Here is a 13,881-nt window from a genome sequence, read left to right on the forward strand (position 1 = left end):
ATTCTGGGAATAAGATGATACGAATATGTAAAAGAAATCTTTATCCGGAAAAGCTAAGGGAGGTTTCATCATGAAAAGGGGAAAAAGACTTGTAAAACTGTTAGCAGGTTTATTGTGTGTTTGTCTGTTGTTTACCTCTTGCGCTCCAGCAGAAGTATCGGATGAAAAATCGACAGCTTTACAGCAAGTGCAGAATTTGGAGAAACTCTGTTTGGTGTGGGGATACACGAAATACCGTCATCCAGCATTTTATATTGGAGAAAAGGATTGGGATAAAGAACTGCTCACACTGATTCCACAAGTACAGGAAGCAAAGAGTGACAAAGATGCTAACCAGATCTTGTATGACTGGTTTGTAGCTTTGGGCGAAGCAGATTTTGGAGAAACTCGGAATCATCAGTTTTGGAAAAATCAAGATCCCAATAAAATTGATATTCAAGCAGACATCAGCTGGACAAAAGATATCAAGTACCTTGGAGAGAATCTATCAGCAGCGTTACAGCAGATAGAAATAATTCCTAACATTTCGAATCCTAAAAACCCTCCAGTTGTCGTAAGCACAGCGAATTCGTCACAGTCAGTAAACTTCAATGAGAAAATCAATGAAAATTTTGATTACAGCAATACAGCTGACCGTTTATCAGGATTATTTCGTTTGTGGAATACAATAGAATATTATTCACCATATTTGAAGTTGACAGATGAAGACTGGTGTAACCTCTTGCCGAAATATATTGCAAAAATGCTGCAAGGTCAAGATAAGCATAGCTACAATCTAACATTAGCGTCATTATTATCTAAATTGAGGGATGCACACGCCAATTTTAAAGATGAAAGCTATATGGACGAAGAATTTGGAGAGTATTACGCTCCTGTTTATTTAGAAACGGCAGAGGGACATCCGGTGGTGACGAATGTTTATGGAGAAGATTGTCCACTCCAGATAGGGGATGTTATTTTAAAACTGAATGGGCAGGAAATAGAACAGGCAATAGCGGAGCGCAAAGAATATGTTTCAACTCCAACAGATGATAAACTGCTGAGTGGGGGCGGGGTTTATGACTGGCTTTTAAGCTCTCATGATCCAGATATGGAAATTACCGTTTTGCGTGACGGTATGGAACAGACTTTTTCTGTGATAGGAAAGAAGGAATATAGTGGTTCCTTTACACAGCATTATCCACGAGCAGATGTTTCTCATGAAATTCTAGAAGGCAATATTGGGCTAATCAATCCGGAGCTGTTAAAAGATAATGATGTAGATGGTGTGATAAAGGAGTTCTCAGAAACAGATGGAATGATTATCGATCTGCGCCAATATCCGTCCTACCAGGCGGCATGGCTGATTCAGGGGGAGATCACAGACGAAGGAAGCAAAACGGCTTACTTGCAGTTAAATCCGGTGGGATATTATCCGGGAGCATATTCTGTTCGAGATTTTGAGGCAGGGAGTTCTCTGCCAGGGTATCAGGGAAAATATAGTGATAGACCGGTTGTTGTCATTATTGATGAACAAACTATGAGTATGCCGGAATTCTTTACCATGATTTACAGGACTAATGAGAATGTCACGATTCTGGGCAATCCTTCGGCAGGCTGCGATGGAGAACGGAGAGAATTCCTGATGCCAGATGGAAATACGGTGTATTTTACAGTAATGGGAATCCTGAATCCAGACGGCGGGCAGACCCAGCGCATCGGCCTTACCCCCGATATCGAAGTTTATCCAACCATCGAAGGCATCAAAGAGGGAAGAGATGAACTGATGGAAGCGGCAGTAGCTTACATTCAGGAGCAGAACTCAAAATAAAATAATATCAGAAAAGGGGCGCCATTATGAAAAAATGGACAAGATTGCTGGCAAGCTTGCTATGTATTTGTTTGTTGTTTACCTCCTGCGCTCCAGCAGAAGTATCAGATGAAAAATCGACAGATTTGAAATATTCACAGGAGGTACAGAATCTCGAAAAACTCTGCAAGGTTTGGGGATATACCAAGTATTATCATCCGGCTTTCTTGTTTGGAGAGAAGGATTGGGATGAGGAACTGTTAAACCTTATTCCAGTCGTATCTGAGGCAAAAGAAGATGAAGTAAATGATATTCTGCACGAATGGTTTATATCCTTGGAGGAGATTGAGTATGACTCCTTCAACCGAGTTCCTCAATGGGTAGCAGCTAAAGAAGAGGATAAAAGTGTGCAGGCTGACACAAGCTGGATTAGTGCAGATTATCTGGGGCAAGAACTGACAGAGGATTTATCTTGTTTTGGACCAATTCCAAATATTGATCGCAGAAAAGCTCCAGTTGTTTTTGAACAATCTGGAGTTCCGAATTTTCTAAACGAACCAATTTATTCTGATTTTAATGAGTCCAGAAAGGATAATCGTCTGTTAACTTTATTTCGGATATGGAATGCTTTGGAGTATTATTATCCGTATTTGAATCTTCTGGAAGATCATTGGAATAATCTCTTGCCAGAAATGATTCTGCAGGTATTGCAGGTACAAGATCAACATGAATTTCAGAAAGTCTTAGAAAAAGTGGTCTGTACATTACAGGACGGGCATGTGAAATTTTTGGATGATGATTTTTTCGATGATGAGTTTGGCAAATATACTGCACCGGTACAACTAGTGAAAGCAGAAGGAAAGTATGTAGTTTTTCAGGTGTTGGAAAAAGAATGTCCGTTGCAGATAGGAGATGTTATCCTTGAATTAGATGGACAAGAAATTCAAGAAGTTGCAAATCAAAGAAAGCAATACTGCACACTTGCAGATAAAGACAGAAGTACGAAAAACCTTGTACCGTATTTGCTGCGTTCTCAGAATCCACAAATGAAAATTACTGTTTTGCGCGACGGAAGTCAATTGACATTACAGGTGAAGGGAAGTACAGAAGATGTAACAATTGGAATTTGGGAAGCAGATGTTCCATATCAAATTCTGCAAGGAAATATTGGATTAATAAACCCATTTCAAATGCCAGCAGATCGTTTATTTGATGCAATGGAGAAGTTAAAAAACACAAACGGATTGATTATTGATATGAGACAATATCCAGCAAACAGTGAACAATTAAACTTTGCATCAGTTTTATCAGCATACATACAAGATAGCTTTCAACCATTTGCACAACTGAATCTTCCATCTCAAGCGGTACCGGGAACTTTCGTTCGACAAATAATTTCCAACAATTCACAAGCTGGTTTATTAAAGAATTATGATATTTATCATTATAACAAACCAGTTGTTGTAATGATGGGAGAAACGAGCAAGAGTCAGGCCGAAACGGTTATATTGGCATTAAAACAATCGAGTGTTGTTACAACGATTGGGGAAACCAGCAATGGTTCAAATGGGGATGTCGTTGAATTACCATTACCGAATGGCCAGTTATTGGCTTTTTCCAGTGTTGGTGTGTCTGGCGCTGCCGGAGAGCAAACCCAGATTATAGGAATTAAGCCAGATATCGAGGTGCATCCCACCATTGAAGGTATCAAAGAGGGAAAAGACGAACTCAAAGAAGCAGCAGTAGCTTACATTCAGGAGCAGAACACAAAATAAGATAACGTCATCAAGGAGGCGTTGTTATGAAGAAAATAGCCAGAGTGGTAGCGGTGTTATTGTGTGTTTGTATGTTGTTTACCTCCTGTGCACCAGCAGAAACAACCGAGGAGTTATCGGCAGATTCCCCAAAGGTGCAAAACCTTGAAAAACTCTGCAAAGTTTGGGGATATACCAAGTATTATCATCCGGCTTTTTTGCTCGGACAAAAAGACTGGGACAAAGAACTGAAAAAACTAATTCCAGTCGTATCTGAGGCAGAAGAAGAGGAAGTGAACAATATTCTGCATGAATGGTTTGTATCCTTAGGAGAAATTGATTACGGAAATAGTGAATCAATTACTTTGCCGCCAGAGGAGGAACGGATTGAGCAGGCAGATACCAGTTGGATCAGAGAAGATTACTTGGGGGCTGAGCTGACAGAGGACTTGTCGCAGCTTGGACCGATTCCGAATATCGACCGCAGCAAGTCTCCGGTAAAATTTAATCAAGGAAAATATCCTGATTTTTCCAACGAAGCAACGCATATGATTTTTAATTATGGGAATATGTCCAATCGTCTGCTTGGACTGTTCCGTGTGTGGAACGCAGTCGAGTATTATTTCCCTTACCTCGATATTATGGACGAGGACTGGGGAGAATTGCTTGCAGAGTATATCCCCAAAATGCTGGAAGGACGGGATCAGAAAACCTTTGAACTGACAATCGCAGAGCTTACAGCACATCTTCAGGATGCTCATGTCGCTCTGCTCGATCAAAAGGTATTTTTAAATGCTTTGGGAAAATACTCTTTACCGGTTGAGCTGACACAGGCAGAAGGAAAGGTAGTTGTTCAGAATGTATTTGGAGATACTTGTCCACTTCAAAGGGGAGATATTATCTTAAAGCTGGATGGCGTAGAAATCGAACAGGTTATCGAGGAAAGGCAAAAATACCTGTCTGATTCTGATAAGGAACGAATCGTTCCACATATTTCCTCATATCTGCTTTGGTCTGACAGCCAGACAATGGAAGTTACCGTTATGAGGGATGGAAAAGAAGAGGTTCTTTCCGCACAGGGTTATGTCGGGGCTTTCAATCAGAAGAAGAAAAAAACAGCAGCCTATGAAATGCTGGATGGAAATATTGGTTTGATCAATCCGGAGGCATTTCAGGAGGAAAAACTGGAAGACATCATGCAGGAATACAAAGATACCGATGGTTTAATCATTGATCTCAGACAGTATCCAAGTAACGGCGAGTTAGACTATCTGGCATCTTATCTAAAGAAAGAACCTACAGTATGTTCTGTGATCGCTTTTCCGTCGCAATCGATTCCGGGTGTTATGGTTTTGGAAGAACAGAGCTATGGTGGAGCATCGGAACAATATCCATCTTATTATTATGAAAAACCGGTTGTGCTGTTGATGAATGAAGAAAGTGTGAGTGCTTCGGAGTTTCATGTGATGATACTACGCGGAGGAGAAAACGTTACTGTCATAGGCAGCAATTCTCACGGAACGGATGGAAATGTTGTTTTTCTTCCGCTTCCAAACAAAAATGTAATCCGCTTTACAGGCTTAGGAGTTTATACTCCAGAAATGGGGCAGACTCAGCGCATCGGCCTTATCCCCGATATCGAGGTTTATCCAACCATCGAAGGCATCAAAGAGGGAAAAGACGAGCTCAAAGAAGCGGCAGTTACCTACATTCAGGAGCAGAATGAAAAATAAAATAACGTCATAAAGGAGGCTTCATTATGAAGAAAATAGCCAGATTAGTAGCGGTGTTGTTGTGCATTTGTATGTTGTTTACCTCCTGTGCGCCGGTGGGAACAAATGGAGAAAAAACAGCAAACTCAGAATATTCGCAGGAAGTGCAGAATCTGGAGAAGCTGTGCAAGGTGTGGGGATACACCAAGTATAATCACCCTGCTTTCCTGTTCGGACAAAAAGACTGGGACAAGGAATTGTTAAACCTTATCCCGGTTGTGTCCGAGGCAAAATCAGATGAGGTAAATGATATCCTCCATGAGTGGTTTGTGGGTTTGGGGGAGATTGATTACGGCACCAGCAGAAAAGGAAGCATTCCGGAAGATGCCATAAAATTTGTACAGGCAGATACCAGCTGGATCAGTGAAGAGTATTTAGGAGCAGAATTGGCAGAAGATTTGTCCCAGTTTGGACAGCTTCCAGGAGTCAATCGCAGCAAGGCACCAGTAAAATTTGATAAAAAGACACCGGATTTTTCTAATGAACCGTTTTATGAGGATATGAATTATAAAGATCAGGGTTATCGCTTACTTGGTCTGTTCCGCCTGTGGAATGCGATGGAATATAACTATCCTTATTTGGATATTTTGGATTATAACTGGCATGAGCTTCTACCAGAATATATTGCCAGAATGCTGGAAGGGGACGACCAAAGGAGCTATGAACTGACTATAGCATCGCTGAGTACAAAGCTGCAGGATGCACACATTGCTTTATATAACTCACAATATGTAGTCCTTGAAGCCGGTGTTTATGGAGTTCCGGTGGAGATTTTGCAAGCGGAAAACGAGATTGTTGTTTCCAAGGTCTTAAAAGATGATTGCCCTCTTCAGGTTGGGGATGTAATTAAAGAACTAGATGGTAAGGATATTAAGGATGTACTTGCTGATAGGATGGAATATATTTCGGTTACAACAGAGGATAAATTTATCAATCAGATTGGGCACTTTCTTCTTCGTTCCAACAATAAAAATATGGAACTGACCGTTTTGAGAGATGGAACAGAGCAGGTTTTGGAAGTAACCGGAGAGATGGAATATCACCCGATGATGGAAACAGCAGAACAATCGTATGAGATTCTGGACGGAAATATTGGATTGTTGAATCCGGCAGCATTGCAAGACGGAACGCTCCCGTTGGTTATGAGTAAGCTGGAATCAACAGACGGTTTGGTGATTGATTTACGCCAGTATCCAGGGTATAATATCATCCCATTTCTCGCAGAGTATCTGGTAGATGGAGTAAAACCATTTTTAATTTATGCATCTCCATATGGAAATTATCCGGGAACGTTCTTAGGGGAAAAGAAGACAATTGGAAGAGCGAAAGATTCAAAAGTTCCTTTGTACGAGAAACCAGTTGTTGTTCTGATGAATGAAAAGACACAGAGTCAGCCAGAGTATCTGATTATGTCCATTCGAAATGGAGAAAATGTCACGGTGATGGGAGAAAATTCAGTCGGTTCAGATGGTGATATCGCGTATCTGCCTTTACCAGGTGGAATTAATATGATGTTTACCAGCATTGGTATTTATACTCCGGAAATGGGACAGACCCAGCGCATTGGCCTTACCCCCGACATCGAAGTGCATCCAACCATCGAAGGCATCAAAGAGGGAAGAGATGAACTGATGGAAGCGGCAGTATCTTACATTCAGGAGCAGAATGCAAAATAAGATGACGTCATAAGAGGAGGCGTTGTTATGAAGAATATAGCCAAATTAGTAGCAGTGTTGTTGTGCATTTGTATGTTGTTTACCTCCTGTGCGCCAGCAGAGACTTCAGAATATTCTCAAGAAGTGCAGAATTTAGAAAAGCTCTGTTTGGTGTGGGGATATTCCAAGTATCGACATCCAGCGTTTTATACTGGGGAAAAAGACTGGGATGAGGAATTACTCGCGCTGATTCCTCAAGTGCAGGAAGCTAAGACTGATAAGGAAACCAATCAGATTCTGTATGACTGGTTTGAATCTTTGGGTCAGGCAGATTTTGGAGAAACCAGAAATCATCAGTCTTGGAAAAACCAGGACCCTGATAAAATCGATATTCAAGCAGATATTAGTTGGAGCAAAGACAATAATTATCTTGGTGAAAAACTGTCATCAGCCTTGCAGAAAATTGAAATACTTCCAACAGTAAAAGGAGAATCGACTCCTCCGGTTAAGAACAATGGCAGCAATGGAATGCTTCAGTTTAATGAGAAAAATTATCCTGATTTTGATTATGGTGATTTAAATGATCGTTTGCTTGGGTTATTTCGGGTATGGAATGCAGTCGAATATTATTTCCCTTATTTGGATTTAATGGATGAAAACTGGCATGATTTACTGCCAGAATATATTTCTCAGATGCTTAATGCCAATGATCGACACAGCTATGATTTGATCTTGGCTTCGATGACCGCCAAACTTAGAGATCCTCATGTATCATTTACAGACACAGAATCTATCACAGAAGAGCTTGGAGAATATTTGATTCCGGTTAATTTGATGCTGATAGAAGGTTATCCTGTAGTAGTTGATATTTTTTCGAAAGATTGTCAGCTGCAAATAGGAGATTCAATACGCAAGTTTAATGGACAGGAAATCTGGGAAGTCATCAAAGAACGTCAGAAGTATATCTCTACTTCCACAGACGAAAAAGTAAGAAGTATGGTTTTAAATGATTATTTGCTGACTTCCCACGAACAGATGATGGAAATTATTGTTTTAAGAGATGGGAAAGAGCAGACATTTGAAGTAAAAGGCTATACAAGACAAGAAGTTTACGGACAGATTCGAGAAATTGCGTCCAAGAAAAAAATAATTACCAGCAAAATTTTGGAAGAAAATATTGGATATATTCAGATGGGAACGCTCACAGAAGAAAACATCAATGAAACGATGGACAAGATGGTAGAGACCGATGGTCTTATTTTGGATTTAAGAGTGTACCCACATTATAATGCTGCTTTATTGATGCAAAGGTACCTGTCGAAGGGACTTGGAAAGGTACCGATGCAGTGGGGAGATCCAATGACCTATTATCCGGGGGCGTACCTATATCGTGATCAGACAATGGGGATGAACACGATTTCAGAGCACAAGGGAGAATATAGTGAGAAGCCAGTTGTTGTTATCATTGATGAAGGGACATGGAGTTTTGGGGAATACATAGCAATGATTTATCAGACCAATGAAAATGTAATTCTTCTGGGAGAAAATACCATAGGTTCTGATGGCGATAGAAAAACGATTCTGCTTCCAGATCAAACTAGCCAAGGAGAAAAAAGAGAGTTTAGCTTTACCTGTTTTGGTGTCTATGGTCCGAATATGGAGCAGGTGCAGCGCATTGGCCTTACCCCTGATATTGAGGTCCATCCTACCATCGAGGGTATCAAAGAGGGAAAAGACGAGCTCAAAGAAGCGGCAGTTACCTACATTCAGGAGCAGAATGCAAAATAACGTCATAAGAGGAGGCGTTGTTATGAAGAATATAGCCAAATTAGTAGCAGTGTTGCTGTGCATTTGTATGTTGTTTACTTCTTGTATACCAGCAGGACAGAGCGTAGACAGTAGCGAAAACACAGTGAATTCTCAAAAAGTAGAGAATCTGGAAAAACTGTGCAAGGTGTGGGGCTACACAAAGTATAATCACCCTGCTTTTCTGTTTGGAGAAAAAGATTGGGACGAAGAGTTGTTAAATCTTATCCCAGTTGTGTCCGAGGCAAAATCAGATGAGGTAAATGATATCCTCCATGAGTGGTTTGTGTCTTTGGGGGAGATTAATTACGGCACCAGCAGACCTGGATCGAAACCGATCGAAAGCGAAGCGGTCGTACAGGCAGATACCAACTGGATTTTAGATGAAGCCTACCTGGGAGAAGCATTATCGGCGGATATGCAAAAGATGGGTCCGGTTCCTAAAATTGACCGCAGCAAAGCTCCGGTAAAATTCAGCACAAGACAAGGTGTGCCTAATTTTAAAATAGAAAACACGGATACGGGTTGTTCCTATCAAACAGAAGAAGAACGGCTGTTGGGACTGTTCCGTGTGTGGAACGCAATTGAATATTATTTTCCATATCTTGATATCATGGATGAAAGTTGGCATGACTTGCTGAACGAATTTATTCCGAAGATATTGGAAGCAAGTGATGTGCAAAGCTTTGAGTTGACAATTTGTGAGATGACGGCACACCTGCACGATGTACATGTTAGATTTATAAAGAGTCAGCCATTAAAAGCTGTTGTGGGTAAATATTTAGCTCCAGTCAATATGCTGCGAACAGAAGAAGGACAGTGGGTTGTCAGCGATTTGTGCGGGGATTGCCCATTGCAGGCAGGAGATGTCATTTTGAAGTTGGATGGAACCGATATTAAGGAGGTAGAAGAAAATAGAAAGAAGTACGTCTCAGTTTCCAACGATGAAAAACTCAACAATCCATTAGGTGTATATCTGCTCAGATCAAAGGATGAAGAGATGGAAATCACTGTTCTGCGAGATGGAAAGGAAGAAACATACTCTGTAAAAGGAACGACAGAATATACGCGCATGGCAAGAAAAAGGGAAAAATCTCATGAGATTTTGGACGGAAATATCGGGCTTATCAATCCTGATTCGCTGTCGACGGGGGATACTGGAACGGTAGTTCGACAGGTGATGGAAGATCTTCGAGATACGGATGGATTGATTATTGACCTTAGACAATATCCGTCTGATACAAATATGCACATATTTCTGTCGATGTATCTCCAAAAGGTTGGAACGGTATATAATATCATGACGGTTCCTTCTCAGTCTGTTCCCGGCACTTTTATAAAACAGGAAATGGTATCTATGGGAGTTACTCCGGCAAGTTTTTATTATGAAAAGCCGGTTGTAGTGCTGATGGATGAATCGAGCATAAGCAATACAGAATTTAGTATTATGGATCTGCGCACCGGAGATAATGTGGTTGTGCTGGGAAATACTTCGCTTGGAACAGACGGAGATATTACAGAGCTGCCGCTTCCGAATGGAAATGGTCTTTGGTTTACCAGTTGCGGCATTTATACCCCAGAGATGGGCCAGACCCAACGAATTGGTCTTTCGCCTGATATAGAAGTGTATCCAACAGTTGAGGGAATCAAAGAAGGTAGAGATGAGCTCAAAGAAGCAGCAGTAGCTTACATTCAGGAGCAGAATGCGAAATAAAATAACGTCATAAGAGGAGGCGTTGTTATGAAGAAAATGGCCAAATTAGTAGCGGTGTTGTTGTGTATTTGTATGTTGTTTACCTCCTGTGCGCCAGCAGGACATGAGAAAAAAGAATATTCGCAGGAAGTGCAGAATCTGGAAAAGCTGTGCAAGGTGTGGGGCTATACCAAGTATAATCACCCTGCTTTTTTGCTTGGACAAAAAGATTGGGACGAAGAATTGTTAAACCTTATTCCAGTTGTCTCCGAAGCAAAAGAAAATGAGGTAAACGGTATTCTGCATGAATGGTTCGTATCTTTGGGAGAGATAGACTACAAAACAATTAGTAAAGTACCAGAATGGGTTGGAGTAACAGAAGAAAATAAAATTGTGTGTACGGATACTGCTTGGATTAGTGAAGATTATCTGGGAAAAGAACTGTCGGCAGATTTACAGCAATTTGAACCGCTTCCTAATGTAAACAGAGGTAAAGCACCAGTAAGTTTTAGCAGTATTGGAGTACCAGATTTTTCTAATGAAAAGACATACGAGAATATTGATTATAGCAATCAGAATTATCGTTTACTGGGACTATTCCGTGTTTGGAACATATTGGAATACTATTTTCCATATTTTGAGATCATGGATGAAGATTGGGACGACCTTTTGAGTGAGTATATTCCAAAAATGATGGAGGGTTCCGACTTAGAAAGTTTTGAATTGACAATTATGGAATTGACCGCACATCTCCATGACGCTCATGTCATGTTGATGAATGGAGGAGAAACGGATTACTTGTTAAAAAAATACGCTGTGCCTGTGGACTTGATTCGAGCGGATGGAAAGTTTGTTATCAAACAAGTTTATGGGACAGATTGCTCTCTTCAGGCAGGTGACGTCGTTTTGAAGCAGGACGATCTGTCAATAGAAGATGTAGCGACATATTTTATAAAGTATATCTCAGTTCCAAATAAAGAAAAGCTTGCAAATCAGGTTTTTCCATATTTACTTCGTTCCGATAACCAGATGATCTCTCTTACAGTGCTGCGGGATGGAAAAGAAGAGATCGTTCACGTTAAAGGTGTACCAAATATGCTGTATAGTATGCCGCAACAACCTTTAATTTCTCACGAAATTCTGGAGGGAAATATTGGACTGATCAATCCGTCTGCACTCAAATCTAGAGAAATCGACACCATCATGCAGGAGCTCAGAACAACGGATGGAATGATCGTGGATTTGCGTCAGTATCCATCAGATACAACCTTACAGCTTACGCTGGCACCTTATCTCAAAAAAAATTATTCTCCATTTGTAACAATAGCGTGTCCATCCCAGGCAGTGCCAGGAATTATGTGGAAGCGACAGGTTTACTCTGGAATGATGATGCCAGGTCAAGAAAGCTATTACTATGATAAACCAGTAGTGATATTAATAAGTGAGACAACGCAGAGCAATGCGGAATATACAACGATGTCCCTGCGTACCGGAGAAAATGTGACTGTGCTGGGAAACAATTCTATTGGTGCAGATGGGAACATTACCTATCTTCCGCTTCTAAACGGCCATAAGATTACTTTTACGAGTTTAGGAATTTATACTCCAGACGGTGGCCAGACCCAGCGAATTGGCCTTTCGCCTGATATAGAAGTGTATCCAACAGTTGAGGGAATCAAAGAGGGTAGAGATGAGCTCAAAGAAGCAGCAATTGCTTACATTCAGGAGCAGAACAGTACAAAGGCAAAATAAAATTTCCCAAAAGGAGCAGCAATCCTGCTCCTTTTTTGGTGCAGAAATTCTGTTAACTCTACTTGCAATTGCAGAACAGATACTATATAATTTAGCTGTTTTAAAAATATTTGCATTGTATCTCTCGGAGCTTTTTCCAGCATCCAGTGGGAGAACAACAGCGAAAGGAAGAATTGAATATGAATCAAGCAAGCAGAAAAACACAGGACATGGTAAAACTGGCACTGTTCTCGGGAATCATTGTGGTACTGTCCTTAACGCCGCTGGGATATATTCCGCTTGGCGTCATCAAGGCAACTACCATCCACATCCCCGTCATTCTAGGCTCGATTTTACTTGGATGGAAGTCAGGCGCAGTCTTAGGCGGATTGTTTGGGCTGACCAGCTTTATGGTAAATACCATTACGCCAAACCTTACCTCCTTTGTGTTTACACCATTTTATTCGCTCGGTGACGCACACGGAAACTTCTGGAGTCTGGTCATCTGTTTTGTACCCCGCATTCTGGTAGGAGTCGTTCCGTACTTTGTGTATCAGGGAATCAGGAAATTAAGCAAGAGGGATTCTATTGCACTTGGAATTGCCGGATTTATCGGTTCGATGGTCAATACCATTCTGGTTATGAACCTGATCTACGTCTTTTTTGGAGAAAGTTGGGGCAGTGCAAAGGGCGTTGCAGCAGATATGATCTATAAGACTATTCTTGCTGTCATTGCAACAAATGGTATTCCGGAGGCGATTGTAGCGGCGCTGATCACCACCGCAGTGGGCAAGGTTCTGCTCAAGTTTATAAAGAAATAAGTTTTGTTTTGAGATAGAGAAGAAAGTGGGGAATCCCAAATGATTTTAGCCATCGATATTGGAAACAGCAACATCGTGATTGGCGGATTTGAAAATGACAGCATCGAGTTTACCGCAAGGGTAGCAACCGATGTCCGCCGAACGGAAGAGCAGTATGCGGTGGAAATCCACCAGATCCTGCACCTGTATGGATACAGTGCAAAGGAGATGGAAGGTTCGATTATCTCCTCGGTAGTTCCGCCGCTGACCAGTGTGATGAAGATGGCACTGCGCACCATTACCGGCAAAAAGCCGCTGGTTGTTGGTCCGGGACTTAAGACAGGACTCAATATCAAGCTGGATAATCCGACATCTTTGGGTGCAGACCGCGTCGCAGATACTGTAGCAGCGATTCACGATTACCAGCTTCCGCTGATGGTAGTGGATATGGGAACAGCTACCACCATGTCGGTTATTAACGAGAAGGAAGAATTTATCGGTGGAGCAATCATGCCGGGACTGCGTCTCTCGTTGGAAGCGCTTTCCAGCAAGGCTTCCCTGCTTCCACACATCGATCTGATTCCTCCAAAGAGTGTTATCGCAAAAAATACTACCGATGCGATGGACAGCGGCATGATTTATGGAACCGCTTCGATGATTGACGGAATGATTGATCGCATTCAGGAAGAAATGGGCAGAGAGCTGGCAGTCGTTGCAACCGGCGGTCTGGCAAAAAATGTGGTTCCATACTGCAAACACAAAATTACACATGACCCAAATCTTTTGCTCAAAGGTCTGCGCGTTCTGTACTATAAAAACATGAAATAGCTTTGGCTTACAAAAGCTGTCCGAACACACAAAATTCGGGCAGCTTATTATTT

Annotated in this window: 9 protein-coding genes; all 9 read left to right on the top strand. The window is 41.4% G+C overall.

Annotated features, from left to right (window positions below):
• Positions 1-70 precede the first annotated feature (70 nt).
• A complete protein-coding gene (locus BQ5375_RS07135) occupies positions 71-1,810 on the top strand; it encodes a S41 family peptidase (protein ID WP_022131898.1) in 1,740 nt (579 codons plus the stop codon).
• A gap of 26 nt (positions 1,811-1,836) precedes the next feature.
• Positions 1,837-3,564: a S41 family peptidase gene (locus BQ5375_RS07140; protein ID WP_022131897.1), complete on the top strand. Its 1,728-nt coding sequence runs from the start codon at positions 1,837-1,839 to the stop codon at positions 3,562-3,564.
• Positions 3,565-3,590: 26 nt separating this feature from the next.
• Positions 3,591-5,276 carry a S41 family peptidase gene (locus tag BQ5375_RS07145; protein WP_076917644.1) on the top strand — a complete coding sequence of 562 codons (1,686 nt, stop codon included), beginning with the start codon at positions 3,591-3,593 and terminating at the stop codon, positions 5,274-5,276.
• 26 nt (positions 5,277-5,302) lie between these two features.
• Positions 5,303-6,991 carry a S41 family peptidase gene (locus tag BQ5375_RS07150; protein WP_076917645.1) on the top strand — a complete coding sequence of 563 codons (1,689 nt, stop codon included), beginning with the start codon at positions 5,303-5,305 and terminating at the stop codon, positions 6,989-6,991.
• Between the two features lie 27 nt (positions 6,992-7,018).
• Positions 7,019-8,758, top strand: coding sequence for a S41 family peptidase (locus BQ5375_RS07155; protein WP_022131894.1), 1,740 nt, complete (start codon positions 7,019-7,021; stop codon positions 8,756-8,758).
• 22 nt (positions 8,759-8,780) lie between these two features.
• Positions 8,781-10,490, top strand: a complete 1,710-nt coding sequence (locus BQ5375_RS07160) for a S41 family peptidase (RefSeq protein ID WP_076917646.1) — start codon at positions 8,781-8,783, stop codon at positions 10,488-10,490.
• A gap of 27 nt (positions 10,491-10,517) precedes the next feature.
• Entirely contained in the window at positions 10,518-12,221 is a 1,704-nt protein-coding gene (locus tag BQ5375_RS07165; protein ID WP_076917647.1) for a S41 family peptidase, read from the top strand.
• A 179-nt stretch (positions 12,222-12,400) separates the two neighbouring features.
• Positions 12,401-13,021 carry an ECF transporter S component gene (locus BQ5375_RS07170; RefSeq protein WP_022132407.1) on the top strand — a complete coding sequence of 207 codons (621 nt, stop codon included), beginning with the start codon at positions 12,401-12,403 and terminating at the stop codon, positions 13,019-13,021.
• Positions 13,022-13,060: 39 nt separating this feature from the next.
• Positions 13,061-13,828, top strand: a complete 768-nt coding sequence (locus tag BQ5375_RS07175; protein WP_022132408.1) for a type III pantothenate kinase — start codon at positions 13,061-13,063, stop codon at positions 13,826-13,828.
• The last annotated feature ends 53 nt before the right edge of the window (positions 13,829-13,881 follow it).

The sequence above is a fragment of the Negativibacillus massiliensis genome, assembly GCF_900148495.1.
Lineage (GTDB): Bacteria > Bacillota > Clostridia > Oscillospirales > Ruminococcaceae > Negativibacillus > Negativibacillus massiliensis.